We start from the raw sequence: 23,749 nt of genomic DNA, 5'->3' as shown, positions 1-23,749 counted from the left end.
GGCGCACGCTACCGCGGACGCGGCGACGCCCACCGACGCGACTCCGCGGACACCGGCCCGGCAGACGCCGCGACCGGGCGCGCCGACGACGGCGCGCCCGGTCGCTGCGCCGGCGGGGTCAGCAGAACGTCGCGTCGTTGCCGTCGATCGAGGCGAGCAGCGTGCCGAGGCCGCCCGGGCCGTCGACCCCGAAGAGCCGCGCGACGTTGCCGAGCCCGAGGCGGGGCTCGTCGAACGAGCTGGAGTGCGCGCCGAGCCCGCCGTCGGAGCGGGCCGCCTGCGCCGAGACGACGCCCCAGCAGTTGCTTCCGTCCGCGGCGACCGCGGGCGTGGCCAGCGCGAGACTGGCCGTGATGCCGAGCACTCCGGCGACGGCGAGCGTGCGAGTGCGAGTGCGCATGAGAACCTCCTGATCGAAGGACGGTCGGATGGCCGCCGAATGGTGTTCGTGGCCAGCCGCGCGGCGGATTGGCCCGAGCGGAGCGACTGGGGTCGCTCAGTCGGTGGGCGGCAGTTCCATGCTCACCTTCGTGCCGTCGGAGAGCGTGTCGGAGATGAGACCGAGGAGGTTGCCGTCGGGATCGAGCAGGTAGCCGAGTCGGCCGAGGCCGGGCGAATCCTCGGCCGCCATCGACACCGTCGCGCCGAGTTCGACGGCGCGGCGCATGACGTCGTCGATGTTCCCGTCGAGGCCGATCACGATATCGCAGCCGTTGACGGGCGCGCCGGGTTCGGGTCGCGGCCCCTCGCGCTGGGTGAGGCCGCCGTTGATGCCCATGCCGGGCTCCCCGGCCACGTTGCCGATCGAGCCGTCGCCGGTCGCGATGACCCAGTACGGCGTGTCGCCGTACTGCGTGAACTTCCAGCCGAACAGTTCGGAGTAGAAGTCGATGAGCCGCTGGGGCTCGGACGCGTGGATCTCGAAGTGCACGACGAGGTTGGCCATGATGCCTCCTTGGATCGGGTGCCCGCGGCCGCGCCCCGTCGGCGCCGCCGCGCTCGGATGCGCCACACGCTACGCCGACGGCGGGACATCGTGAACCCCGGGGCCCGTTCGACAGGAGAGAATCGTCCGGTGGCCCTCTTCTCGCGACGCGCGATGCCGTCCGCGCGGGCATCCGCGCGGGCGACGCCGATCGGCGACGCCGAGCGGGACTGGATCGACGCGCACGTCGCCCTGGTGACCGACGCCGGCGTCGACCTCGCCGACCCCGAGGCCCTGCGGCGCTGCTACGAGCACTGGGCCGGCGCATGGCGCCGCATCAACCCGCCCGAGCGCGACGACCCGGCCGTGATGGTCAACGCGCTCGGTGCCGCGTTCGGCGAGCACCTCGCGCGAGGCGCGGCGCTCGCGTGGGGGCTCGTCGAGGACGAGGCGGGCGTCGACCTCGCGCTCTACCGCGGCCGCGACGAGGTCGTGATCCGGCCGGTCAGCCTCGTCGCGTCGCGCTGGTCGGCCGAGGAACCCTCCGGCGAGTTCCTCACCGCGACGTCGTCGCAGCTGGTGGCGGCGCTGTCGGGCCCGCGGCGCGGGAGGCGGGCACGAGCGGGCGAGGCGTCCGGGCGACGCTGAACCGACCGCACCGGCCGGCCTGAACGGGGATCTTGTCCGCCGATCCTGGCGCCGGTATCGTCGCGCTCGAGTGGGCTCCGCGCACATCCACGTGCGCACGATCGTCTGGGGGATGGTCCGATGTCCGATTTCTTCACCATGCACGAGGGCGAGACCGCCGCGCCCGTTCCCGACGGACCCGTGCTGTGCCCGGCGACGCCGGCGATGCGTCGCATCCATCGGGTCTTCCTCTGGGCGTACGACGAGGCGCCGGGGCTCGCGCGCTCCGCCGACGGTGACGTCGAGCGATCGCGTTACGTCGGCGACGTGCTCGGCAACTTCGACAAGCTCCTGCACGTGCACCACGAGGGAGAAGACCTGTACATGTACCCGCAGCTGGGAGAACGCGCTCCCGGGTGCGCACTGCACATCTCGCAGATGCTGGCGCAGCACGAGCAGGTCAAGGCGGTGCTCGACGAGCTCGCCCCGATCCGGGAGCGGTGGCGCGACAGCGCCGACGCCGCCGTCGGCGAGGAGCTCGCGACCGGGTACGAGCGACTCTCGGCGATGCTGAAGGTGCACCTGCGCCGAGAGGTGACCGAGGTGACGCCGGCGGTCGAGAAGGTGCTCACGCAGGAGGAGTTCGACAAGCTCTCGAGCCACGGCGTCGACGCCTTCGAGAAGAAGGTGGTCCTCGCCTACCTCGGCATGATCCTCGCGACGAACCCGCCCGATGAGCAGAAGGAGTTCATCATGGACGTCCCGCTGCCGATCCGCCTGGCGTACCGGCTCGTCGGCAAGCGGCTGTACCGCAAGCAGTACGCGACGCTGTTCCCCGGCCGCGAGATCCCGCAGACGCTGTAGGCACGAAGGTCGAGCTTGACGGATGGCGCGCCATGCGCTGCAATATATTGCATGCCGCTGACTGATCGGGGGCGCGCCGAGCGCCCCAAGTCGCTGCGCGACCACGCCTACGCGCACCTGCGCGACGCGATCGTCTCCGGCGAGCTCGCACCCGGCGAGCGCCTGCGCGACCCCGAGCTCGAGGCGTGGCTCGGCGTCAGCCGCACTCCCATCCGCGAGGCGATCGCCCGGCTCGAGACCGCGGGCCTCGTGCAGACGCGCCGTGCGAAGCAGACCGTCGTCGCCCCACTCGACACGCGCACGGCCCTCGCCGCCCAGCGCATCGCCGCGTCGTTGCACGAGCTCGCCGTGCGCGAGGCCGTGCCGCAGCTCACTGGGTCCGACCTCGAGGCGATGCGCGAGGCCAACGCGCGCTTCGCCGCGGCGCTCGGCGCCGATGACGTCGACGCGGCGATCGCAGCCGACGACGACTTCCACGCCGTCGCCGTGCAGGCAAGCGCGAACCCGCTCCTGCCGGGCCTGCTCGAGCAGGTCACCCCGCTGCTGCGCCGGCTCGAGCGCGCACGATTCGCCTCGCTCGCGGGCCGCGATTCCGTGGCCGACCACCACCGCATCGTGGCGCTCTGCGCCGAGGGGCGAGCGGATGACGCGGCGCGGGCCACGCACGACAACTGGTCGACCCTCGGCCGGTTGCTCCACCTCGACGACGACGACGAGGCCCACTCCCCCACCACATCGCACCAAGGAGCACCATGGCCCTCGCCGACTTCCCCCGCCACCAGCTGACGTTCGGGCCGAGCCCGATCCATCCGGTCGACCGCCTCAGCGCCCACCTCGGCGGCGCACGCGTCTGGATGAAGCGCGAGGACGTGAACTCCGGCCTCGCCTTCGGCGGCAACAAGACCCGCAAGCTCGAGTACCTCGTGCCCGACGCGCTCGCGAAGGGTGCCGACACGCTCGTCTCGATCGGCGGCGTGCAGTCCAACCACACCCGCCAGGTCGCCGCGGTCGCCGCGCACCTCGGCATGAGGGCCGTGCTCGTGCAGGAGCACTGGGTCGACTGGCCCGACTCGGTCAACGACCGCGTCGGCAACATCCTGCTCTCACGGCTCATGGGCGCCGACGTGCGCCTCTCGCCGGCGGGCTTCAGCATCGGGTTCCGCGAGTCGTGGAAGCAGGCGATCGCGGATGTCGAGGCCGCGGGCGGCACGCCGTACGCGATCCCCGCCGGCGCGTCCGACCACCCGCTCGGCGGGCTCGGCTTCGCGAACTGGGCGCACGAGGTCGCCGCGCAGGAGGAGGCGCTCGGCGTCTTCTTCGACACGATCGTCGTGTGCTCGGTCACGGGATCGACGCACGCGGGCATGATCGCCGGCTTCGCCGACCTCGAGCAGAACTTCGGCGGCCGGCCGCGCCGCGTGATCGGCATCGACGCGTCGGCGAAGATCGACGAGACCCGCGACCAGGTCGCGCGCATCGCGCGCAACACGTCCGCGCTCATCGAGCTCGGCCGCGACGTGCGCGACGACGAGATCACGGTGCTCGAGGGCTGGGCGGGCGACTACTACGGCATCCCCGTCGAGTCGACCGACGAGGCGATGCGGCTCACGGGCAGCCTCGAGGGCGTCATCCTCGATCCCGTCTACGAGGGCAAGTCGATGGCGGGCCTCATCGAGCTCGTCTCGCGCGGCGACATCCCGAAGGACTCGAACGTGCTCTACGCGCACCTCGGCGGCCAGCCGGCACTCAACGCCTACAGCGGCCGCTACCACTGAGCGGATGCCACTGGGCACGCGCCCGGCGCCCACCCCGCCTCGCACCTGTATCCGCACCGCACGGCGCGGGCTGGCAGGATGAGCCGGTGACCCGCGGCATCCGTTTCTCCTCCGATCCGGCCGAGCTCGACCGTGCCCTCGTGCATCGCTGGCTGTCCGAGCACGCGTACTGGGCGCTCGGCCGGCCGCGTGCGGTGCAGGATGCCGCGATCGACGCGTCGCGGAACTACGGCGCGTACGACGAGGCGTCGGGTGAGCAGCTCGGCTACGCGCGGGTCGTGACCGATGGAGCGACGTTCGCCTGGCTGTGCGACGTGATCGTCGACCCGGACGCCCGCGCACGCGGCGTCGGCGTGGGACTCGTCGGGTTCGTGCTCGCCGACCTCGAGCCGATGGGCCTCAAGCGCATCGCCCTCGCGACCGGCGATGCGCACGGGCTCTACGAGCGGTTCGGCTTCACACTGCTGCCGAACCCCGAGCAGTGGATGGTGCGATCCAGCGACGCCCACCGATGATGCCGTTCCTTCCGTGATGCCGGTGGAAAGGTATCCGCCGGATACCGCGCCACCGCGTCCAAGCAAGGGAACCTCCGCCGCGCTTGGCGCGAGCTGCTCGCGGGTGCCAGCATCAGCGCATGCTGCGGCTCGTGGGGGCGATCGGACTGGTGCGGCTCGTGCTCGGCGTGCTCGGACTCGGGAAGGCGTACCGTGAGGGCCCGCCCCGGCGAAGTGCCGGCCGCGCCGCATATCCTCGTCGGGTGACTCCGACCGCTACGACGACCGCGACCGGTGCACCCGCCCGGATGCTCGCCGCGGGCGAGTGGCGCGCCCGCGAGGCGGCGCACGCCGAGCGCGCCGATGCGCTGACGGCTGCGCACCGCGAACGGCGCGCGCGGGCCGAGGCGCACCCGATCGAGGACTTCCTCTTCACGTACTACTCGTACTCCCCCGCCCTACTGCGGCGGTGGCACCCCGGCGCGGGCGTCGAGCTGTCGGATGCCGCGGGCACGCCGCGCACGGAGTGGCGCTGGTACACGGGAGGCGCGACGTCCGGAAGCCTGGTCGTCGACGTCGACGGCCTGCACCGCGAGAAGGGTCCGATGCTGCGAACGGTCGAGCGGATGCTGCGGCTCACCGCGTCGCGTCCGGGGCAGTTCGGCTGCTTCGGCCTGCACGAGTGGGCGATGGTGTACCGGCAGCGCGAGCATCGCCATCCGGTGCCGCTTCGACTCGGCCAGGACGCGACCGACGAGGTCGTCGAGGCCAACGACATCCGTTGCACCCACTTCGACGCGTTCCGGTTCTTCACGCCCGGCGCGGTGCCGCGCAACCGCTTCGCGCCGACGCGCGAGGACCAGCCCGAGCTCGAGCAGCCGGGCTGCCTGCACGCCGGCATGGACGTCTACAAGTGGGCCGTGAAGCTCGGCCCGCTCGTGCCGGGCGAACTGCTGCTCGACGCGTTCGAGCTGGCACGCGACATCCGGTACCTCGACATGCAGGCGTCGCCGTACGACATGGCGCCCTGGGGCGGGAAGCCCGTGCGCATCGAGACGCCCGACGGGAAGGCCGAGTACGTGCGCCGGCAGCGCCGCTTCGCCGATCGGGGCAACGCGCTGCGCGCGCGGATCCTCGAGGCGCTGCCCGGAGCCTGACGCCGCACCCCGGTCGGGGTCCTGTCCCGTCGCGGTGGCCGGTGTTAGCATCGCGCACGTCGGCATCCGCCTCGCCGCGGCGAGGCGCGCGTGCCGAGGCACCCGACAGGAGGCGCGAATGCCAGGACCCGATGACCTCGTCGCCGGCGCGCCGGCGTGGGTCGACGTGACCACGACCGACCTCGACCGCACCGTCGCGTTCTACGAATCGCTCTTCGGCTGGACCGCGGAGCGCGGCGACGAGCGGTACGGCGGCTACGTCACGTTCCGGCACGAGGGCAGGCGGGTCGCGGGCGCCGCCGCGCGTCAGGAGACCGACCCCGCGCCGCCGCACTGGACGGTGTACCTGCTCACCTACAACGCCGCGGCGACGAGCGAGCGCATCGCCGAAGCCGGCGGCACCGTGCTGTTCGAGCCGATCGACATCCCCGAGATGGGCGTCATGGGGCTCGCGATCGACGCGACCGGCGCCGTCGTCGGCTACTGGCAGCCCGGCGGGCTCCCCGGCTTCGACGCGTTCGACGAGCTCGACACCGCCGTGCGGTTCGAGCTCGCGGCCAGCGACTTCGACGCGGCCGAGCGGTTCTACGCGCACGCGTTCCACTGGAGCATCGACCACGGGGCGGGCGAGCCGCGGTACGGGGTGTACCGGCACGCGCGCCACGACTACGCCGGCATCCTCGACGCGAGCGGCCTGCTCGGCGCCGACCTGCCGCCGTCCTGGAGCGTCGCGTTCGGGGTCGAGGATGTCGAGCAGGCCGTCGAGCGCGCGGTCGCCGCAGGTGCGACGCTCGTGGTCCCGCCGTGGGACCTTCCCTCGGGGCGCCGCGCCGGGCTCACGGACCCGGCGGGGGCGTACTTCGTCGTCGCGTCGATGGCGGATCCGGACGCCGAGTCGCCGTCCGAGGAGGTCGAGTAGATGGGCGACTGGGACGTCGTCATCGTCGGCGGCGGCAGTGCCGGGCTGAGCGCCGCCCTCATGCTGGGCCGGTCGCGTCGCCGCGTGCTGGTGGTCGACGGCGGGGCGCCGCGCAACCGCGTCGCCGGGCACATGCACGGGGTGCTGGGCCGCGACCACACCTCCCCGCTCGACCTGCTCGCCGCGGGCCGCGCCGAGCTGACGCGCTACGACGATGTCGCCGTCGAGTCGGCCGAGGTCGTCTCGGCCGCGCAGCTCGACACCGATGCGATCACGTTCGAGGTCGTGCTCGCGTCGGGCGAACGGCACACGACACGTCGCATCCTCGTCGCGACCGGGCTCACCGACCGGCTCCCCGACATTCCCGGCCTCGCCGACCAGTGGGGGTCCGGCGTGGTCTCGTGCCCGTACTGCGACGGGTGGGAGGTCCGCGACCGCCGCCTCGCCGTGATCCCCACGTCGGCGGCGAACGCGCACCAGGCGCAGCTGCTCAGGCAGCTCTCGCCCGACGTGGCGTTCCACGCGAACGGCCTCGCGCTCCCGGCCACCACGCGCGCACCCCTCGAGGCACGCGGCATCGAGATCGAGGACCGGCCGATCGCGGAGGTCGCGGCCGACGCGAACGGGGCGCTCCGCGCCATCCGGTACCAGGACGGAACCGAGCGCGAGGTCGACGCGATCTTCGTCGCGCCGCGGCCCGAGCCGAACGACCGGGTGCTCCGCGAGCTCGGCGCGCGGCGCATGCGCAACGACGGCGTCGACTGGGTGCTCGTCGACGAGGACGGCCGCACGAGCGTGCGCGGCGTCTGGGCGGCCGGCAACGTGGCGTCGGCGCGCGCGACGGTGCCGATGGCGATGGCGGCCGGCAACGCCGCGGGCACCGCGATCAACGGCGAGCTCATCGACGAGGACATCCGCGCGGCCGTCGCCGCGATCGGCTGACGCGGCGAGCCACCCTCCCGATCCGGGGGTTGGCCGCATGCCGGCGGCGACCCGGCCGTCGGTACCGTCGGCCCATGACCGCGACCTCCGCACCCGCCGCCGCGACCCACGCACCGCCCGACGCGCCGCGCTCCGCGCCATCCGACCACCCGAAGCTCGCGACGCGCATCGGCTGGACCTGGGTGCTGCTCACCTCGCTCGCGATCGCCGCGTTCGCGGTCGTGCCCTACCTCACCGCGCCGCTGGCGGAGTCGAGCGGCGGACTCGCCGACTGGTACGACGGACGCCCCTGGCCCGTCCTCGTCGCCTTCTTCACGCACGTGATCGGCGGCGGCATCGCGCTCGTGCTCGGACCGCTGCAGTTCTGGCACGGCCTCCGCACGCGGCATCCGCGCGCCCACCGCTGGGTCGGCCGCACGTACCTCGTCGCGGTCGGGGCTGCGGCCGTCGCGGGCATCGCGCTCGCACCCGTCAACCAGGCGGGGCTCGTGGGCCTGTTCGGGTTCGGCGCGCTCGGCGTGCTCTGGCTCGTCACCGGATGGCGCGGCTACCGGGCGATCAGGTCGCGGGATGTCGCGAACCACCGCGCCTGGATGATGCGCAACTTCGCACTCACCTACGCCGCGGTCACGCTGCGGATCTGGCTGCCGCTGCTGATCTTCGCGCAGGTGCCGTTCGCGGGACCGGCCGGGTTCGACGGGGATGCCGCGTTCGCGAACGCGTACGCCGTGGTGCCGTTCCTGGCCTGGCTGCCGAACCTCGTCGTGGCCGAGTGGCTCATCCGGCGGCGCGGGCTCCCGTCGTACCGCCTCGCGCGGGAGGCACGGCCGGCGGTCGGGTAGCCGGGACCCGACGCGTCGCACTCGCCCGCGACCGCGACGGGCGCCCGACGTCCCGAGGGCGAGCGTGCGCGTGTCAGGGCACCGTGTACCCCGCGGCCTGCACCAGCTCGTACCACTCGGACCGCGTGAGCGGGATGTCGGATCCCTGCGCGGCGGCCGCCACCCGCGAGGGCGTCGTCGTCCCGAGCACGACCTGCATGTCGGCCGGGTGACGCGTGATCCAGGCGGTCGCGATCGCGATCGGCGGCACGTCGTACTTCGCCGCGAGCCGGTCGATCACGGCGTTCAGCTCGGGGTAGTCGGGCGAGTCGAGGAACACGCCGGTGAAGAACCCGGCCTGGAAGGGCGACCACGCCTGGAGGGTGATGTCGTGCAGGCGGCAGTAGTCGACGATGCCGAGGTCGAGGCTCGCCGACTGCGCGACGCCCTGCATGTTCGCGGCGAGGCCCTGCGCGACGATCGGCGAGTGCGTGATCGACAGCTGCACCTGGTTCGCCACGATCGGCTGGGTCACCGACTTCTTCAGCAGCTCGATCTGCCCCGGCGTGTGGTTCGAGACGCCGAAGTGTCGCACCTTGCCGGATGCCGCGAGCTCGTCGAACGCGCGGGCGACCTCGTCGGGCTCGACGAGGGCGTCGGGCCGGTGCAGGAGGAGCACGTCGATTCGGTCGGTGTCGAGCGCCTGGAGCGAGCCCTCGACCGACGACATGATGTGGTCGTACGAGAAGTCGAAGCCCCACGGCTCCTTCACGATGCCGCACTTGGTCTGGATGGTGATCTCGTCGCGCTGCGACGGCGTGAGCTGGAGCGCCTCGGCGAAGCGGCGCTCGCAGCCGTGCAGCGGTTCGCCGTAGATGTCGGCGTGGTCGAAGAAGTCGATGCCGGCATCGCGGGCGGTGCGCACGAGCTCGCGCACCGCGTCATCCGTCATCTCCTGGATGCGCATGACGCCGAGCACGACGTTGGGGGCGGCGACGTCGGTGCCGCCGAGCGAGATGGTCTTCATGGGTCCGTGACTCCTCGGGTGGTGGGTGCGGATTCACCCTAGGCAGCCGCGATTGAGAAGTCCAACGACTTCTGCTCATGCGATTCAGAAGTACTCTTGATGGATGGATCTTCGCCAGATGGAGTACCTGGTCACGCTCGCCGACGAGCAGCAGTTCACGCGCGCCGCCGCGATCTGCGGTGTCTCGCAGTCCGGGCTGTCGGCGGCGATCCGCAGCCTCGAGGACGAGCTGGGCACGACGCTCTTCGAGCGCACCACCCGCCGCGTCGAGCCCACCGAGTCGGGGCGCGCTCTCCTCCCCCACGCGCGCACCATGCTCGCGCAGGCGAGCGCCGCGCGCGATGCGGTACTCCGCGCCACGCACGAGCTCTCCGGCAGCCTGCGCGTCGGCGCCGAGCAGTGCCTCGGGTTCGTGGATGTCTCGGGGTTGCTCGAGCGCATCCGTCGGCGGTACCCGCTCGTCGACCTCGACTTCACCCAGACCGGCTCGCACGACCTCGTCGCCGCGGTCCGCGACGGCAGCATCGACCTGGCGTTCGTCGCCGGCACCGACCTGCCCCCGCGGATGTCGCGCACCGAGCTGGGGCGACGGCCGCTGGTGCTGCTCGCCCCGCCGCAGCATCCGCTCGCCGCCCTCGACGCGGTCGACTGGGCCGACCTGCGCGACACCGACTTCGTCGACTTCCAGGGCTCGTGGGCCGTCCGTTCGGTCAACGACGCGACGTGCGCCGCGCACGGCGTGGCCCGCCGCGTGCGGTGCACGGTCGACGACGTGCACACCCTGCTCGACCTCGTGCAGCGCGGCCTGGGCGTCGCGCTCGTGCCGCAGCACATCGCCGCGAAGCCGCAGGCGGCGGGGCTCGCGGTGCGGCCGCTGCCGGCGTCGGCGCCGCCGTGGGTCGTCTCGGTCATCACGGCCGAGTCGTCGCCGGCCTCGGCGTCGCTGCTGCTCGAACTGCTCGACACCGAGCTCGCGCTCAGCGCGTGAGCACCGTTCCCGGCGCGGAGCCCACGATCCGTTCGGCCGCTCTCAGGAAGATCGGTCATGCTCGAAGGATGCGCCCTACCGCTCCGCGCCGCCTCCGCCTGATCGCCGTCGCCGCGTCGGTCGTCGTCGCACTCTCCGCGTGCGCGACCCCCGCCGAGGAGGAGCCCCCGGCCGACCCCGAGGCGCAGCTGAAGGCCGAGCTGGCCGGGCTTCCGGGCGTGGAGTCCGTCGAGATCGGCGGCATGGAGCCCGCCGACGAGAACCCGCGGTACACGACCGTCACGATCGAGTCCGACGCCGACCGCGACGACGTGCTCGCCACGGCGGAGCGCACGCCCGAGATCGCGGCCGGCCTCGACTGGGCCGACCCGATCACGCTCACCGCCGATGCGCCCGAGTCGAGCACCGGTGCCACCGCGGCCGACACGTTCGTCGAGCCGTGGTGGTCGTTCGAGGTCACCCCCGAGACGGATGCCGCGACCTCGCGCGCCACGGTCGACGGCCTGCTCGACGCGGCCGAGGTCGAGGGCGTCGTCGGGCTCGCCTTCGTCGACGGCTGGCCGTACGCGGCCTTGCTCGAACCAGACCGGGTCGCCGACCGGTTCGAGGCGCTCATGGAAACCCCGCTGTTCGTGCAGGGCGGTTCGTTCGCGCTGCGCTCCGACCAGCCGCTGCTGCGCTTCTCGCACATCGAGGGCATCACGTCGCCGAACCTGATCGCCGAGCTCATCGCGATCGCGGGCGAGCACCCGCACGCCGAGGTGCTGCTCGAGGGGCCGCAGTTCCCCAAGCTGTACATCGCGCGCGTCACGACCGCGGAGGCCGAGTCGATCGCGGCGCGGCTCGCCGATCCGGCGCTGCTCGAGGGTGTCGACGCGGGCACGGGTGCGCTCTCGTGGCAGATCACCTCACCCGACGCAGACGGCCCGGGCTACTGGGAGGGCCAGGTCGGCACCGGCTGAGCGGCGGGCGCGATCTGCGGGCGCGCGCCGCGCCCATCGCGCCGCTGGCCTACCCGGATCCGGGCTGGTCGACGACCTGTTCCAGCACGCGTTCGAACGCGCCCGCGTCGATCGCGATCGACCCCGCGTACGGGTGGTCCATGTCGGCGGTGACGAAGATCACGAGGCCGATGAACAGCGAGAGCAGCCCGGCCATGAGCAGGTGGAGCCGCCGGCTCGAGACGGCGATGAACGCGATGAGCACGGCGTTGACGATCGCGCCCACCCAGATGACCGCCCAGAGGAGCGGCGGCAGCTGGAGCGAGGTGGCGTCGATGCGCGCGCGACGCGCCTCGACGAGCGAGTCGAACGTCTCGAGCGCCTGCTTGTACTGGGCCTGCTCGGTGAGCGTCTCCGCCTCCACGCTGTCGAGGATCGCCTCGAGCTCGTCGGTCTGCGCGTCGCTGGCGGTCGGCAGCACCTGACGCTGCTGCGAGGGGAAGTCCTCGTCGATCACGGCGTGGAGGTAGTCGTCGAGCGCCTGGTGCACCCGGTCGCCGCTGTCGTCGGGCAGCGCCGAGCTCGCGCGATAGAGCGCGCCGACGCGGCTGGCCTCCTCGATCGCGACCTCGCGGGTGTGGGCGAGGTTCTCGTACACCGACACGGCGACGAGGGCGAGCAGGATGCCGAAGAAGACGCCGAACGTGCCGATCACGTGCGCGAGCGCGCGATCCCATTCTTTCGGGTCGGCGACGAGCCGGGCGACGACGGGCCGCAACGCGAGCACGATGCCGCACGACCCCGCGACGAACAGGATCAGGAACACCGGCAGCGTGATCCAGACGCTGGTCTCGTAGAACCAGTTCACGGATGGCCCCTTCCCCCCGGATGGCGCACACGGCTGCCGCACGCACCCGTGCGGACCACCCTAGGGAACGCGGGCGACCGTGCGCCATCCCTCGAACGGGCCCGGACGGACGGCCGGCTCAGTCGCCGGCGGCGGCCTCGAGCCGGGCGATGCGCAGGCGTGCGTGCCGCTCGCTGGGCGACATCCGACCTAGGACTCGCTCCCCCGTGCGAAGCACGATGCGCGTGAGCGTGATCGCCGGCCACCACGGCCGGCGCAGGCCGAGCAGGCGCCGGTACGCGGGGTCGAGCGAGGCGACCGCGCCGCCGAAGAGGATCGGGTAGAGCCATCCGGTCAGGCCCGGCAGCCCCGGCCGGCGGATGAAGCGCACCGCGCCCGCGACGCGCTCGTCGACCTTCGCGCCCCGCACGAACTCGGCGAGTTCGGCGTGCAGTTCGGCGACGCTCGTCGGCGGCTGCTCGACCCCCATGAGCCGCCCGGCCTGCGCCCACTCGCGCACGTAGGCGTCGGGGCCGCCCGGGATGGGGCGCCCCCAGACGGCGTGCGCGCCGAGGAACGCCTCGGTGAACGCGTCGTGCACCCAGCGGAGAAGGTCTTGGTCGTCGGCCGAGTACGTGCGGCCGGCGCCAGCGGCATCGGTGTAGGTGCCCCGCACCTTCTCGTGCAGGCGGCTCACGAACGCCGACGCCTCGGTCGCCTGGCGGCGGTCGCCGAACGTGGTCGTCGCGACCCAGCGGATGGTGCCGTCGAGGCGCCCGAGCGGATCCTCACGGTAGCGCGAGTGGTCGTGCACCCCGGCCATCGCACCCGGGTGCAGCGTCTGGAGCAGCAGGGCGCGGATGCCGGCGACCAGCGTCGGCAGGGCCCCGTTGACGGCCCACACGGCACTGCCCGGGCCGAAGAACCCGGCGTCGTCGCCGTCGGCGAGCCGGCGCGTCCAGCCGGGGAGCTCGTCGTCGGGCTGCGTCGAGCGCCCGCGCACGCGGAAGCGCGGCCGCGGCGTGACGCGCGGCGTCGCACTCGCGGTCGGGCTCGACGAGGCCATGCCTCCGACCGTAACCCGCCGTGCCGCGTCCTGGCTGACGATCTGCCGCGAACGCGCGCCGCCGGCTACGCGGGAGTCGGCTCCAGCTCGAGCGTCATGAAGACGCTGTGCGGATCGAGCGCGTAGTCGCCGAAGGGCGGGCACTCGCGGAAGCCGTACCGCGCGTAGAGCGTCCGCGCGGGCCGGAAGAATTCCTCGGTGCCCGTCTCGAGGCTGACGCGCCGGTACCCGCGGCGGGCGGCCTCGGCGAGCACGTGCTCGAGGAGGCGCGCACCCAACCCGCGGCCGCGGGCGGCGGCATCCGTTCGCATCGACTTCAGCTCGCCGTGCCCGGGGTCGAGCTCCTTCAGCGCCACGCAGCCGACGAGGTCGTCGCCGTCGGCGATGGTCCAGAACGTGACCTCGGGGACGGCGAGCCCTGACACGTCGAGCGCGTGCACGCTCTCGGGCGGCGAGGTCGCGAACATGTCGTCGAGGTGGTCGCCGAGCAGCTTGAGGACGCGCTCGTCGGCGAGGTCGCCGCGATCGATGGTGATGGGGGCGGGGGTCGTCACACGACCATTCTCCACGGGCGCCCCGGTCAGGCCGGCCGCACGGGTTGGCGCAGGATGGTGCGCAGCTTCTCGGGCGCGGTCCGGCGGGCGTCGCTCAGGTAGATCTCGTGGTGGTCGCCCGCGAAGGTGAGCCCGTGCTGCGGCATCCACTCGTCGTGGAGGCGCGCGAGGGTCGGCGCCTCGTCGTCATACGAGCCGACGTGCAGGATCTGCACGCACGGCCCCTCGTGCAGCTCGCGAAGGTGCACGAGCTCGAGCGCGGGCCGGTCGCCCTTCGCGCGCACGGCCGCGACGGCCTCGGCGACGAGCGCCTCGTCGACCCAGTCGGGCTGGGCGATCAGCATGGTCCAGCTCCACGCGGCCTTGTCGCGGGCGACGAAGGCGGCAGGGTCGTCGGCGCGCCAGAGACCCTCGAGCGGAGCGACCGCGAAGTCCCGGCCGGCCTTCTTGCTCCGGAACTTCACCGCGTAGGCGACCGGGAACAGCGCTTCGAGGGCCTCGGCGTACGCCGGGGCCGTGTTCGGGTCGCCGTGCCCGTCGACGGCGAGGTATCGCATCAGCGGCACGTCGACCATCGCGAAATCGCGAGCGGATGGCGCGTAGAGCTCGCGGTACGCGCGCTTCACGTCGTACTTCTCGCCGGTCATGCCCGCAGGCTACGCCGTCGCGCGGCTCGGGGTCACCCCAGCGCCGCGATGGCGTCCTCGACGAGCTGCACGACCGACGGTTCCTCGTCGATCTCGGGCGTGAAGCCCATCCGCACCACGACGAGGTCCTCCGACGGCACGATCAGCACCTTCTGGCCGTCGTGGCCCGCCGCGTAGAACGTGTCCTCGGGCAGCTCGGGCCAGCGCGGCTCGCCACCGGGCAGCACGTTCCCGCGCCAGCTCATGCCGTTGCCCGGGTCGTCGGTCTCCTCGACGTCGAGGACGGTCAGGCTCCGCGCCATCCAGTCGTCGGGAAGGAGCTGCTCGCCGCCCCACTCGCCGCCCTGCATCGCGAACTGCCCGATCGCGGCCCAATCTCGTGGAGTCGCCCAGAGGTAGGAGGAGCACACCGGCGTGCCCGCGGCATCGGGCTCGAAGATCGCCGAGGTGAGCCCCAGCGGCTCGAGCAGCGTTTGTCGCGGCAGGTCGGCGCCGAGCCCGGTGCGCTCGGCGAGCACCGAGCAGAGCAGGGTCGTGTTGCCGCTGGAGTACTCCTGGACGGTCCCGGGCTCGTGCTCGAGCGGGAGGCTTGCGACGTACGCGGCCATGTCGGACTCGAGGTAGAGCATGCGGGTGATCGGCGTGCCGAGGTCGTAGGTCTCGTCCCATTCGAGGCCGCTGGTCTGGCGCAGCAGCTGCTCGACGGTGATGTCGGCGCGCTCGTCGGTCCACTCGGGGCGGAGCCGGTCGTCGTCGAGCGCGACCACGCCCTGCTCGACGAGCACTCCGGTGATGAGGTTCGCGACGCTCTTCGACATCGACCAGCCCAGCTGCGCGGTCTCGGCGTCGAAGCCGTCGGCGTAGCGTTCGCCGACGAGCTCGCCGTCCTTGACGATGACCACGGCGCGGGTGCCGAGCGCGTCGGCGTCGGCGTCGTCGAGGTCGGCGCCGAACGCACGGTCGATGGCCGCCTCGATCGCCGGGTCGGTCGCCGCGGCATCGGGTGCCGGCGCGTCGGTGAACGGGTTGGCGCCGGCGGCGATCGGCGTCGCCGCGCCGAGCTCGGGCCGGTCGTCGGCGAGCGTGCAGCCGAAGCCCTCGGCGTACCAGGTGCGCTGGCGCGCGAGCGCGCCGAGCAGCGAGCCCGTCGTCGGATCGCCCGCACCGGTGACCTCGAGGTACGGCACGAGCGGGTTCGGCGGCAGGTCGGCCTCGGGGTCGCCGCGCCCGGCGACCTCGCCCACCGCGCACGCGTTGTGCGCCGCATACCCCGTGCCGGTCAGCAGGATGGGCTGCTGCCACAGGTACACGCCCGTGAAGGCGGCGATGACGAGGAGGGCGAGGACGGCGACGACGACGACCACGCGGCGGAGGATGCGCACCAGCGGATGCTAGCAGCGGGCGCCGACGTCGCGCGGCCTCCGATCGCGCGAACGCAGCGCTGTCCTTCGATTCAGGAGCAGGCGCGAGCCCCTGCGCATGTCACCGGCCGAGAAGCGCGTTGAGCCAGCCCGGCCCGACCGCGTCCGCGTCGGGCAGGCGCGCCCGCAGCCCGCGGTCGGCCGTCACGACGAGCACCCGGCCACCGGCGCCGACGAGCACGCGGACGGCGTCGGCGATCGCGTCGTCGCCCTCGCCGAGCGCCCGCACGACCTCGACGCCCGAAGGGGCGGCGGCCGTCCTCGCCTGCCCCTCGAGCACGGCCACGATGCGCCCGATGCGCATCGAGTCCCCGTCGGGGCCGTCGACGTCGTTGCCCACGAGCGCCGGCATGCCGGCGAGCAGCCGGACCGCCGCGCCCTCCCGGTCGCGCCACCAGCCGTCGGGTCGCGAGCCCATGAGGTTCGCCACGTCGACGACCACGGTCACGGTCACGGGCACGGTCGGCTCCGCGTCATCCCCCATTCGGCGATCATCCCACGTGGGCCGCTACGCGTCCTTGAGCGGCAGCACCTCGCCGTGCGTCTGGCACGTCGGGCAGTACTGCGCGGTCGTGCTCGCGAACGAGAAGTCGCGGATCGTGTCGCCGCACCTCGGGCACGGCTCGCCGGCCCGACCATGCACGCGCATGGCCTCGACCTTCGCCGCCTTCTGGCGGTCGATCGGGATGCCGCGGCGCGCGTCGATCGCCGAGCGGATCGTGTCAACCGTCGCCCCGAAGAGGCGGTCGAGCTCGTCGTCGGCGAGCGTCGACGCGTGCGCGACCGGCGAGACCCTCGCCGCGTGCAGGATCTCGTCGGAGTAGGCGTTGCCGATGCCGGCGAGCGACTCCTGCTCCTGCAGCACGGCCTTCGCCTGCTTGCGGCGGCCGACCATCGCGCGGTCGAAGTCGGCCCGCGTGAACTCGGGCGAGGCGGGGTCTGGCCCGAGCTTCGCGATCGCCGACACCTCGGCGGGGTCGTCGACCACCGAGCAGCCGAGCGAGACCCAGTCGCCGGCGTCGGTCAGTTCGAGCGCGGGGCCGTCGTCGAACGCGATCGCGACGAGAGTCGGGGCGGGCGCGACCTCCGCGTCACCGGGCGACGGCTCGGGCGCCGCGCCATCCGCCCATCGGGCCCAGCCGTGCCGGCCGAGTGAGATCACGAGGTGCTCCGACCCGTCGAACGCGAGCGAGACGTGCTTGCCGTGACGCGTCGCGCCGAGCACGCGTTCGCCGGTGAGCGTGGTGAGCGGGCGCGCGCGCGTCTTCGTGACGCGGAACTCGATGACGTCGACGTCACGGATGGCGCGGCCCGCGAGCCGCGCGTCGAGCTCGTCGGCGAGCGCCTGCACCTCCGGTGATTCCGGCATGAGGCCAGCATCCCACTTCGGGGAAGGTCGCGCGCCGGTCGACGCGACGATTGTGCACGACGCCGAGTCGGGCCATCCTGAACCCATGAGTGACCACGGGGAGTTCCTGGTTTGGGTGAACAGCACGCTCGTCGAGGCCGAGCGGGCCCAGTTCGACGGGGACGACCGCCCCCGCCGGGCGATCTGGTCGCGCACGGAACCCGTGAGCGTGCTCGGCGCATGGCGCAGCGGAGTCGGCCGTCCCGACGTCGTGGGGGCCTTCGAGGTGCTCGCCTCGAACTTCTCGAACTGCACCGACTACCGGCTCGAACTGATCTCGTCGGATGTCGTCGGCGACATGGCGTACACGGTCGGGTACGAGCGCGTCACCGCGACGATGGACGGCGCGCCGCGCACCTTCACCATCCGCGCCACGCAGGTGTACCGGCGCGAGGACGGCGAGTGGCGCGTGGTGCACCGGCACGCCGACGCGGTGGCGTGACCGGCTCAGTGCGTGGCGGCCCAGTTCTTCAGGGTCGTGAGCGTGATGCCGTTCTGCGAGTCGGTCTTGCGCAGCCCGAGCGACGCGGCGATCTGCGCGGCCGAGCATCCGCCCGCGTCGACCACCGTGAGGCCCGAGGAGGCGCCGGTGCCGTCGACGAACCGCCCCGTCGAGAGCGCGTAGTAGCGGCCGGCGGTCTTGCGCTTGACGCTGTCGGGCAGGGTCGTGCGGCTGCATGCGTCGGCGCTGTCGGCCACGCCGTCGCGGTCGGCGTCGGAGGTGGTGCCGGTCGAGCCCGATCCGGAACCCGACGAGCACGTGAACGACCAGGTGAGGCTCGAGGGTCGCGTTCCGGATGCCTCGAGGGACCAGCCGAGCCCGAAGGTGCCGTCGTACGGGGCCTTGTAGGTCAGGCCCGAGGTGGCGGGCGCCTCGTTGAACGAGATCATGCCGCCCGATCCGACGGTGAGGATGATCGCGTCGCCCACGCGCGCCGGTGACACGGTGACGCCGATGGTCTCGCCGGCCTTGAGCGCGACGGTGCGGCTGACCGTGTCGGCCGTCACCGTCAGCCCGCTGAAGGAGGCGCACGTGTACGACGCCGTGGACGTGGCCTGCATCGTGCCGGCCTGCGGCTTCGCGGCGATCGCGGGCGCCGCGATCACGGTGGTCAGGGCCAGCCCGATGGCCGCGCCGATGGCGGCCAGGCCGGTGGTGCGTGCGCGTGCTCGCATGGATGTCTCCTCGCTTCCAGGTCGCGGTGTCGTCGACGACACCGTGCCCGACGAGCGGGCGCGACACCTTCCCTGACTATCAGAGAATTCCTCATCGCGCCACTCAAGCGGATGCGGGGGTCCGCATTCACCGCGGTGTCTCGGCGGCCTCGCGGTGGTCTCCCAGACGGCGCGTCGGCTCGTCGGCTGCCTCGGCCGATCGGCCGAGGCAGGTCCGGCCGGACGGCCGATGTGCGCGGCGCCGTGCGCGGCGAGCATCGAGGAATGACCGTCACCGCGACATCCCGCACGCCGCGCCGACCCGCGCCCTCGCCCCGCCGCCGCTCAGGGTGGCTGCCGGTCGCCGGCCTCCTCGTCCTCAGCCTCGTGCCGATCGGCGCCGGCGCGTCCCGTTTCACCGAGCTCGCGAGCGCCGCGCCCGTGACGCCCGAGAACGCGCGATTCTTCGAGGCGCCCGTGCCGATCCTGGTGCACATCGTCGGCTCGAGCCTGTTCCTCGTGCTCGGCGCGCTGCAGTTCGCGCCGCCCCTGCGCCGCCGTCGCTGGCACCGCCTCGCGGGGCGCGTGCTCGTGCCGGCGGGGCTCGCCTCCGCGATGTCGGGCGTCTGGATGGCGGTCGGCGATGACCTGCCCGCGAGCAACGGCATCGTGCTCCTCGTACTGCGGGTCGTCTTCGGCACGGCGATGACCGCGGGCCTCGTCGTCGCATTCGTCGCGATCCGGCGGGGCGACGTGCCCACGCATCGCGCGTGGATGATGCGCTCCTACGCGATCGGCATGGGTGCCGGCACGCAGGTGCTCACGTTCCTGCCGTGGACGATCGTCTTCGGCGCCCCGTCCGTCGGCGTGCACGCGGTGCTCATGGGCGCGGGCTGGGTGATCAACCTCGTCGTCGCCGAGATCGTGATCAGGCGGATGGCGCGTCGAGCACGCCGCCGCACGGGCGCGGATGCGACCTGGTCGACGACCCCGCCGACCGCCCCGTCCGCTGCCGCGCGTGCGCCCCTATCCTGAGGGCATGACGAGCCCCGCCAGGGCGCTGTGGGACGCGCCACCCGCCTCCCCCGCCCCGCCGCGGCGCGTGTGGCGCGACTGGGTGCTCGTCGCAGTGCTGCCGCCGCTGATCCTCGTCGAGGCGGCGCTGCGAACGGATGTGCCGTGGCGCTGGCTCTGGGCGGTCGTGCTCGTGGTGCTCGTTCCGACGCTGCTGTGGCGTCGCATCCGCCCGCTGACGATGCTCGCGATCGCGTTCGCCGTCGGCACGGTCGGCGGCGTCGCGACCGGCGGCGACCCGCAGTTCTTCGCGACGGCGTACTTCCTGATCCTCGTCTACGCCCTGATGCGCTGGGGGGACGGCCGCGCGATGATCGTGGGCGCCGCCGTCCTCGTCGCGGGCACGGTGCTGTCGCTCCCGATCGGCTCGGCGACGGCCGGCGACCTCATCGGCGGCCTCGCCGTGCTGGTCGCGACGACGGCGCTCGGCGTCGCGTTCCGCTGGCGCGCAGGCGCCCGGGCTCGCGAGCTCGATCGCGCGCGCCTGCTCGAGCGCGAGCACCTGGCGCGCGACCTGCACGACACGGTCGCGCACCACGTGTCGGCGATCGCGATCCAGGCGCAGGCGGGCACGGCGGTCGCCGCGCACGACCCGGCGGCCGCGGTCGAGGCGCTGCGCGCGATCGAGGGCGAGGCGTCGCGCACGCTCGACGAGATGCGGTCGATGGTGCGGGTGCTCCGGCGTGAGGATGCCGCCGCGCTCGCGCCGGCGGCGGGCCTGGCCGACCTGGCGCGGCTCGCGCGAGGCTCGCGCGCCGTGCCCGACGCGGCGGCGCCGGGCGCGCCCGGCGCCGCGGGCCCGTTGGTCGAGGTGCACGTCGAGGGCGACGTCGACGCCGTGCCGACCGTCATCGGCGCCGCGGTCTACCGGATCGCGCAGGAGGCGGTCACCAACGCGCGCCGGCACGCGCGGCACGCGTCGCGTGTCGACGTGCACGTACGGGCGGATGGCACGGGCGTCCGCCTCGACGTCCGTGACGACGGCGAGCCCGCGCCATCCGCTGCCCCCGGCTACGGCCTCACCGGGATGGCGGAGCGCGCCGCGCTGCTCGGCGGGTCGTGCTCGGCGGGGCCGGCGCCGGGCGGCGGTTGGGTGGTGACGGCGGTGCTGCCGCGGGCAGGATGGTCGACGTGAGCGTGCGCGTGCTGATCGCCGACGACCAGCAGCTGGTGCGGTCGGGGCTGCGCATGATCCTCGACGCGCAGCCCGGCATCGAGGTGGTCGGCGAGGCGGCCGACGGCGCCGAGGCGGTGGCGCTCGCCGGCTCTCTGCGCCCCGACGTGTGCCTCCTCGACATCCGGATGCCCGTGATGGACGGCCTCGAGGCGACGCGCCTGCTGGCCGGGCCGGATGTCACGGAGCCGATCCCGGTCGTCGTGATCACGACGTTCGACCTCGACGAGTACGTGTACGCGGCGCTGCGCTCGGGCGCTCGTGGGTTCCTCCTCAAGAACGCCGGACCGGTGCTGCTCGCCGAGGCGGTGCACGCCGCCGCGCGGGGCGACGCTCTCATCGACCCGAACGTGACGGTGCGGCTCATCGAGGCGTTCGCGGGGGCCGCGGGCGCGACCTCAGCTGGGCCCGCGCCGTCGCAGCCGTCGTCGCCGCTCACCGACCGCGAGGAGGACGTGCTCGCCGCCGTCGCCCGCGGTCTCGGCAATGACGAGATCGGCCGCGAGCTGCACATCTCGCTCAGCACGGTGAAGACGCACATCGCGAGCCTCATGACCAAGCTCGACGCCCGCAACCGCGTCGAGCTCGCGATCTGGGCGCACGAGCGCGGGCAGGCGACCCGCTGAATCGCAGGGTGGACGCACGCTGTACGCTCTGACAGAATCCTGTACATGCGTACAGCCCTGGTCGTCGACGGCGACCTGACCGCTCGCGCGCGCATCCTCGCAAGCGCGTTCGACCGGTTCGCCGCCCGCGGGTACGACGCCGCGACGATGCGCGACATCGCCGCGCACGCAGGCGTCAGCACCGCGCTCGTGACCCACCACTTCGGCACCAAGCTCGCGCTCCGCGAGGAGTGCGACGCCCGCGTGGCGCGATTCATTGCCGAGAAGCACGGCGGCGCGACCAGCGCCTCCGACGTGCTCGGCGAGGTGCTCGGCACCTACGGCCCGTACCTCGCGCGCATGCTCGGCGATGGCGGCGAGGCCTCCGACGCCCTGTTCGCGCGCCTGCTCGACGTCGCCCGGGCGATGATCGCCGACGGCTCGGCGAGCGGATGGCTCCGCACCTCGCGCGACCCCGACGCGCAGGCGGCCACGCTCGTGATGCTCGGCGTCGCGCCCTTCCTGATGCTCGGCCCGCTGGCCTCGTGGGCGGGCGGCCCCGACGACGCACTGCGCCGCATCTCCGTGCCGCTCGCCGAGCTGTACACGCACGGTCTCACGACCGACGACCGGCTCCTCGCCGCCGCCGCGCTCACGCCGGAGGAGGCAGAATGAGGATCCTGCTGGTCAGCGCCGGATCACGCGGCGACGTGGAGCCGTTCGCAGCGCTCGCTCGGCGCGCCGCGACATCCGATCACGAGGTTCGCCTGGCGATGCCGGATCGGTCGGGCGCCGACCTCAGCGGGCTCGACGTGCAGAGCCTGGGCGTCGACTTCACGGCGATGATCGAGTCGCAGGGCGTGTCGCCGGTCGCGGCGATGCGCAACCTTCGCGACGTGGTGCGGCCGGTGATGCGCGGCGTCCTCGTCGGCGCGGTCGAGGCGGCGCGCGAGTTCCGGCCCGACGTGATCGCCTGGCACCCGAAGGTGCTCTCGGCGCCGATCGCCGCCGACGCGCTCGGCATCCCGCACGTGCTCGTCGAGATGGTGCCCGCGGTGACGCCAACGCGCGAGTTCCCCGCGGCGGGCACGGTCACCCGTTCCCTGGGTCCGCTGAATCCGCTCACGTATCGGGCTGCGTCGGCAGCGTCGGCGATGTTCCGTCGCGAACTCGACGAGGCGGCCGCCGCGATCGGAGTGCGGCGGTCGCGGCGGGCCTCGGCGCCGTCGGCGACGCTGCTGCCGATCAGCCCGGCGATCCTGCCGCGGCCGGCAGATTGGCCCGAGTCGGTGCAGCTGACGGGCGCGTGGCGGTCGGTGGCGGCGGATGACGCGGGGCCGTCGGCCGACCGAGCCGTCGAGGCATTCATGCGCGGCGGTCCGTTCCTGTACGCGGGGTTCGGATCGATGGCGGCGGGCGACCCGGCGGCGCGCGGACGCGCGGTCGTCGAGGCGGCGAGATCGCGGGGGCTGCGCCTGCTCGTCGCAACGGGTCTCGGCGGTCTCGCGATCTCCGACGATCTGCGCGGGCACGACGTGCTCGTGACCCGCTCCGTCGACCACGCGGCCGTGCTGCCACACGCCGTGGCCGCGGTGCATCACGGCGGCATCGGCACCGTGCAGGCCGCGACGGCGGCCGGAACGGTGTCGATCATCGTGCCGTTCATCGCCGACCAGCCGTTCTGGGGCGCCACGCTCCATCGCACCGGGTTGGCGCCCGCGCCCATCCCGCAGCGCCGCCTCACCGCCGCGCGTCTGACCGACGCCATCGCGTCGGCACCCGAGCACGCCGCCACCGTCCGGTCGGCGGCGGACCGTATGGCCGACGAGGACGGCACCGGGGCGGCCGTTCGCAGGCTCGAGCGGCTGGTGCGCCACCCCGCCTGACCGCGCGCGCCGGGTTGGCGCGCCGCAGCCCGGAGTGACCTTGGTCCGCGGCGACGCCCGGCATGCGGCGTGACGTGCGAGGCCTGAGAGGCGCGTATCGCAACGAAGGAGGACGGCGATGAGAGTGCTGGTCGCCTACGCGAGCAAGGACGCACATCGCGAGCCTCATGACCAAGCTCGATGCCCGGAACCGCGTCGAACTCGCGATCTGGGCGCACGAGCGGGGGCGCGCGCGCCGATGGCTGGGGCGCGCGTCGATTCGTTCCTCTCCGCCCGCTGATCCCGCGATCGCGGGACGGTCTTCCGCACGCGATCCTCCGGTACTCCGGTACTCCGGTACTCCGGCACTCCGGCACTCCGGCACTCCGGTCGTCCGGTACTGCGGTACTCCGGTACTCCGGTACTCAGTCACGACAGCTCGGGCCGTCCCCG

28 protein-coding genes are annotated in these 23,749 nt (G+C 73.3%); 17 read left to right on the top strand and 11 right to left on the bottom strand.

The features are described from left to right. Window positions 1-118 precede the first annotated feature (118 nt). Both AC3RKB_RS10325 and AC3RKB_RS10320 read right to left on the bottom strand, forming a co-directional pair. The gene (locus tag AC3RKB_RS10325) at window positions 119-400 is read right to left on the bottom strand and encodes a hypothetical protein (RefSeq protein WP_491436031.1); all 282 of its coding nucleotides are present in this window, start codon (window positions 398-400) and stop codon (window positions 119-121) included. Window positions 401-496: 96 nt separating this feature from the next. Then, a complete protein-coding gene (locus AC3RKB_RS10320) occupies window positions 497-946 on the bottom strand; it encodes a VOC family protein (protein WP_491436029.1) in 450 nt (149 codons plus the stop codon). 129 nt (window positions 947-1,075) lie between these two features. Between AC3RKB_RS10320 and AC3RKB_RS10315 the strand changes: the two genes are divergently transcribed. The 9 genes from AC3RKB_RS10315 to AC3RKB_RS10275 all read left to right on the top strand — a co-directional run bounded on the left by AC3RKB_RS10315 (window position 1,076) and on the right by AC3RKB_RS10275 (window position 8,545). After that, window positions 1,076-1,573 (top strand): DUF3806 domain-containing protein, encoded by a 498-nt coding sequence (locus AC3RKB_RS10315; RefSeq protein ID WP_491436027.1) that lies wholly within the window; start codon window positions 1,076-1,078, stop codon window positions 1,571-1,573. 120 nt (window positions 1,574-1,693) lie between these two features. Next, complete coding sequence (locus AC3RKB_RS10310; RefSeq protein WP_491436025.1) at window positions 1,694-2,416, top strand: hemerythrin domain-containing protein; 723 nt, start codon at window positions 1,694-1,696, stop codon at window positions 2,414-2,416. Window positions 2,417-2,467: 51 nt separating this feature from the next. Beyond that, on the top strand, window positions 2,468-3,202 hold the full coding sequence (locus tag AC3RKB_RS10305) for a GntR family transcriptional regulator (RefSeq protein ID WP_491436023.1): 735 nt from the start codon (window positions 2,468-2,470) through the stop codon (window positions 3,200-3,202). After that, on the top strand, window positions 3,169-4,191 hold the full coding sequence (locus tag AC3RKB_RS10300) for a 1-aminocyclopropane-1-carboxylate deaminase (RefSeq protein WP_491436021.1): 1,023 nt from the start codon (window positions 3,169-3,171) through the stop codon (window positions 4,189-4,191). Before AC3RKB_RS10305 ends, AC3RKB_RS10300 begins: the two co-directional genes overlap by 34 nt. 86 nt (window positions 4,192-4,277) lie before the next feature. Continuing rightward, window positions 4,278-4,706, top strand: coding sequence for a GNAT family N-acetyltransferase (locus tag AC3RKB_RS10295; RefSeq protein WP_491436019.1), 429 nt, complete (start codon window positions 4,278-4,280; stop codon window positions 4,704-4,706). 287 nt (window positions 4,707-4,993) lie between these two features. Beyond that, the gene (locus tag AC3RKB_RS10290; protein WP_491436808.1) at window positions 4,994-5,842 is read left to right on the top strand and encodes a 3-methyladenine DNA glycosylase; all 849 of its coding nucleotides are present in this window, start codon (window positions 4,994-4,996) and stop codon (window positions 5,840-5,842) included. 118 nt (window positions 5,843-5,960) lie between these two features. Then, window positions 5,961-6,761, top strand: a complete 801-nt coding sequence (locus AC3RKB_RS10285) for a VOC family protein (RefSeq protein WP_491436018.1) — start codon at window positions 5,961-5,963, stop codon at window positions 6,759-6,761. Continuing rightward, entirely contained in the window at window positions 6,762-7,703 is a 942-nt protein-coding gene (locus AC3RKB_RS10280) for an NAD(P)/FAD-dependent oxidoreductase (RefSeq protein ID WP_491436016.1), read from the top strand. Window positions 7,704-7,777: 74 nt separating this feature from the next. Then, a complete protein-coding gene (locus AC3RKB_RS10275; protein WP_491436014.1) occupies window positions 7,778-8,545 on the top strand; it encodes a DUF2306 domain-containing protein in 768 nt (255 codons plus the stop codon). 73 nt (window positions 8,546-8,618) lie between these two features. On the opposite strand, the gene AC3RKB_RS10270 is transcribed toward AC3RKB_RS10275, so the two are convergent. Next, complete coding sequence (locus AC3RKB_RS10270) at window positions 8,619-9,551, bottom strand: aldo/keto reductase (protein ID WP_491436012.1); 933 nt, start codon at window positions 9,549-9,551, stop codon at window positions 8,619-8,621. A 103-nt stretch (window positions 9,552-9,654) separates the two neighbouring features. Between AC3RKB_RS10270 and AC3RKB_RS10265 the strand changes: the two genes are divergently transcribed. Both AC3RKB_RS10265 and AC3RKB_RS10260 read left to right on the top strand, forming a co-directional pair. Then, window positions 9,655-10,539 (top strand): LysR family transcriptional regulator, encoded by an 885-nt coding sequence (locus AC3RKB_RS10265; RefSeq protein ID WP_491436010.1) that lies wholly within the window; start codon window positions 9,655-9,657, stop codon window positions 10,537-10,539. Between the two features lie 68 nt (window positions 10,540-10,607). Further along, window positions 10,608-11,501 (top strand): hypothetical protein, encoded by an 894-nt coding sequence (locus tag AC3RKB_RS10260; protein ID WP_491436008.1) that lies wholly within the window; start codon window positions 10,608-10,610, stop codon window positions 11,499-11,501. Between the two features lie 49 nt (window positions 11,502-11,550). Here the strand turns inward: AC3RKB_RS10260 and AC3RKB_RS10255 are convergent, their stop codons facing one another. The 7 genes from AC3RKB_RS10255 to AC3RKB_RS10225 all read right to left on the bottom strand — a co-directional run bounded on the left by AC3RKB_RS10255 (window position 11,551) and on the right by AC3RKB_RS10225 (window position 17,384). Beyond that, window positions 11,551-12,348 carry a bestrophin-like domain gene (locus tag AC3RKB_RS10255; RefSeq protein WP_491436006.1) on the bottom strand — a complete coding sequence of 266 codons (798 nt, stop codon included), beginning with the start codon at window positions 12,346-12,348 and terminating at the stop codon, window positions 11,551-11,553. Window positions 12,349-12,466: 118 nt separating this feature from the next. Next, window positions 12,467-13,393: an oxygenase MpaB family protein gene (locus AC3RKB_RS10250; protein ID WP_491436005.1), complete on the bottom strand. Its 927-nt coding sequence runs from the start codon at window positions 13,391-13,393 to the stop codon at window positions 12,467-12,469. Window positions 13,394-13,458: 65 nt separating this feature from the next. Further along, a complete protein-coding gene (locus AC3RKB_RS10245; protein WP_491436003.1) occupies window positions 13,459-13,947 on the bottom strand; it encodes a GNAT family N-acetyltransferase in 489 nt (162 codons plus the stop codon). A gap of 26 nt (window positions 13,948-13,973) precedes the next feature. Continuing rightward, window positions 13,974-14,594 carry a GyrI-like domain-containing protein gene (locus AC3RKB_RS10240; protein WP_491436002.1) on the bottom strand — a complete coding sequence of 207 codons (621 nt, stop codon included), beginning with the start codon at window positions 14,592-14,594 and terminating at the stop codon, window positions 13,974-13,976. 32 nt (window positions 14,595-14,626) lie between these two features. Then, the gene (locus tag AC3RKB_RS10235; RefSeq protein WP_491436001.1) at window positions 14,627-15,976 is read right to left on the bottom strand and encodes a serine hydrolase domain-containing protein; all 1,350 of its coding nucleotides are present in this window, start codon (window positions 15,974-15,976) and stop codon (window positions 14,627-14,629) included. Between the two features lie 100 nt (window positions 15,977-16,076). Next, a complete protein-coding gene (locus tag AC3RKB_RS10230; protein WP_491435999.1) occupies window positions 16,077-16,499 on the bottom strand; it encodes a hypothetical protein in 423 nt (140 codons plus the stop codon). Between the two features lie 24 nt (window positions 16,500-16,523). Continuing rightward, a complete protein-coding gene (locus AC3RKB_RS10225; RefSeq protein WP_491435997.1) occupies window positions 16,524-17,384 on the bottom strand; it encodes an Fpg/Nei family DNA glycosylase in 861 nt (286 codons plus the stop codon). A gap of 85 nt (window positions 17,385-17,469) precedes the next feature. Here AC3RKB_RS10225 and AC3RKB_RS10220 point away from each other — a divergent pair, with 85 nt between their 5' ends. Next, window positions 17,470-17,865 carry a nuclear transport factor 2 family protein gene (locus AC3RKB_RS10220; protein WP_491435996.1) on the top strand — a complete coding sequence of 132 codons (396 nt, stop codon included), beginning with the start codon at window positions 17,470-17,472 and terminating at the stop codon, window positions 17,863-17,865. A 5-nt stretch (window positions 17,866-17,870) separates the two neighbouring features. Here the strand turns inward: AC3RKB_RS10220 and AC3RKB_RS10215 are convergent, their stop codons facing one another. Continuing rightward, the gene (locus AC3RKB_RS10215) at window positions 17,871-18,599 is read right to left on the bottom strand and encodes a hypothetical protein (protein WP_491435994.1); all 729 of its coding nucleotides are present in this window, start codon (window positions 18,597-18,599) and stop codon (window positions 17,871-17,873) included. A gap of 264 nt (window positions 18,600-18,863) precedes the next feature. Between AC3RKB_RS10215 and AC3RKB_RS10210 the strand changes: the two genes are divergently transcribed. The 5 genes from AC3RKB_RS10210 to AC3RKB_RS10190 are packed head-to-tail and all read left to right on the top strand — an operon-like array spanning window position 18,864 to window position 23,317. After that, window positions 18,864-19,613, top strand: coding sequence for a DUF2306 domain-containing protein (locus AC3RKB_RS10210; protein ID WP_491435993.1), 750 nt, complete (start codon window positions 18,864-18,866; stop codon window positions 19,611-19,613). 4 nt (window positions 19,614-19,617) lie between these two features. Beyond that, window positions 19,618-20,787: a sensor histidine kinase gene (locus AC3RKB_RS10205; protein WP_491435991.1), complete on the top strand. Its 1,170-nt coding sequence runs from the start codon at window positions 19,618-19,620 to the stop codon at window positions 20,785-20,787. Then, window positions 20,784-21,452 carry a response regulator gene (locus AC3RKB_RS10200; RefSeq protein WP_491435990.1) on the top strand — a complete coding sequence of 223 codons (669 nt, stop codon included), beginning with the start codon at window positions 20,784-20,786 and terminating at the stop codon, window positions 21,450-21,452. Before AC3RKB_RS10205 ends, AC3RKB_RS10200 begins: the two co-directional genes overlap by 4 nt. 45 nt (window positions 21,453-21,497) lie before the next feature. Next, the gene (locus AC3RKB_RS10195; RefSeq protein WP_491435989.1) at window positions 21,498-22,106 is read left to right on the top strand and encodes a TetR/AcrR family transcriptional regulator; all 609 of its coding nucleotides are present in this window, start codon (window positions 21,498-21,500) and stop codon (window positions 22,104-22,106) included. Beyond that, on the top strand, window positions 22,103-23,317 hold the full coding sequence (locus AC3RKB_RS10190; protein WP_491435988.1) for a glycosyltransferase: 1,215 nt from the start codon (window positions 22,103-22,105) through the stop codon (window positions 23,315-23,317). Before AC3RKB_RS10195 ends, AC3RKB_RS10190 begins: the two co-directional genes overlap by 4 nt. The last annotated feature ends 432 nt before the right edge of the window (window positions 23,318-23,749 follow it).

Source organism: Agromyces capsici, assembly GCF_058349965.1.
Note: the sequence above shows the minus strand (reverse complement) of the source record. Positions and strands in the feature narration are given on the sequence as shown.

Coding starts and splice junctions, on each gene's coding strand:
- AC3RKB_RS10285 (WP_491436018.1), top strand. CDS start 5,961: ATGCCAGGACCCGATGACCTCGTCGCCGGCGCGCCGGCGTGGGTCGAC.
- AC3RKB_RS10265 (WP_491436010.1), top strand. CDS start 9,655: ATGGATCTTCGCCAGATGGAGTACCTGGTCACGCTCGCCGACGAGCAG.
- AC3RKB_RS10210 (WP_491435993.1), top strand. CDS start 18,864: ATGACCGTCACCGCGACATCCCGCACGCCGCGCCGACCCGCGCCCTCG.
- AC3RKB_RS10305 (WP_491436023.1), top strand. CDS start 2,468: ATGCCGCTGACTGATCGGGGGCGCGCCGAGCGCCCCAAGTCGCTGCGC.
- AC3RKB_RS10310 (WP_491436025.1), top strand. CDS start 1,694: ATGTCCGATTTCTTCACCATGCACGAGGGCGAGACCGCCGCGCCCGTT.
- AC3RKB_RS10250 (WP_491436005.1), bottom strand. CDS start 13,393: ATGGCCTCGTCGAGCCCGACCGCGAGTGCGACGCCGCGCGTCACGCCG.
- AC3RKB_RS10320 (WP_491436029.1), bottom strand. CDS start 946: ATGGCCAACCTCGTCGTGCACTTCGAGATCCACGCGTCCGAGCCCCAG.
- AC3RKB_RS10290 (WP_491436808.1), top strand. CDS start 4,994: ATGCTCGCCGCGGGCGAGTGGCGCGCCCGCGAGGCGGCGCACGCCGAG.
- AC3RKB_RS10240 (WP_491436002.1), bottom strand. CDS start 14,594: ATGACCGGCGAGAAGTACGACGTGAAGCGCGCGTACCGCGAGCTCTAC.
- AC3RKB_RS10300 (WP_491436021.1), top strand. CDS start 3,169: ATGGCCCTCGCCGACTTCCCCCGCCACCAGCTGACGTTCGGGCCGAGC.
- AC3RKB_RS10230 (WP_491435999.1), bottom strand. CDS start 16,499: ATGGGGGATGACGCGGAGCCGACCGTGCCCGTGACCGTGACCGTGGTC.
- AC3RKB_RS10225 (WP_491435997.1), bottom strand. CDS start 17,384: ATGCCGGAATCACCGGAGGTGCAGGCGCTCGCCGACGAGCTCGACGCG.
- AC3RKB_RS10270 (WP_491436012.1), bottom strand. CDS start 9,551: ATGAAGACCATCTCGCTCGGCGGCACCGACGTCGCCGCCCCCAACGTC.
- AC3RKB_RS10280 (WP_491436016.1), top strand. CDS start 6,762: ATGGGCGACTGGGACGTCGTCATCGTCGGCGGCGGCAGTGCCGGGCTG.
- AC3RKB_RS10275 (WP_491436014.1), top strand. CDS start 7,778: ATGACCGCGACCTCCGCACCCGCCGCCGCGACCCACGCACCGCCCGAC.
- AC3RKB_RS10205 (WP_491435991.1), top strand. CDS start 19,618: ATGACGAGCCCCGCCAGGGCGCTGTGGGACGCGCCACCCGCCTCCCCC.
- AC3RKB_RS10220 (WP_491435996.1), top strand. CDS start 17,470: ATGAGTGACCACGGGGAGTTCCTGGTTTGGGTGAACAGCACGCTCGTC.
- AC3RKB_RS10195 (WP_491435989.1), top strand. CDS start 21,498: ATGCGTACAGCCCTGGTCGTCGACGGCGACCTGACCGCTCGCGCGCGC.
- AC3RKB_RS10325 (WP_491436031.1), bottom strand. CDS start 400: ATGCGCACTCGCACTCGCACGCTCGCCGTCGCCGGAGTGCTCGGCATC.
- AC3RKB_RS10215 (WP_491435994.1), bottom strand. CDS start 18,599: ATGCGAGCACGCGCACGCACCACCGGCCTGGCCGCCATCGGCGCGGCC.
- AC3RKB_RS10260 (WP_491436008.1), top strand. CDS start 10,608: ATGCGCCCTACCGCTCCGCGCCGCCTCCGCCTGATCGCCGTCGCCGCG.
- AC3RKB_RS10190 (WP_491435988.1), top strand. CDS start 22,103: ATGAGGATCCTGCTGGTCAGCGCCGGATCACGCGGCGACGTGGAGCCG.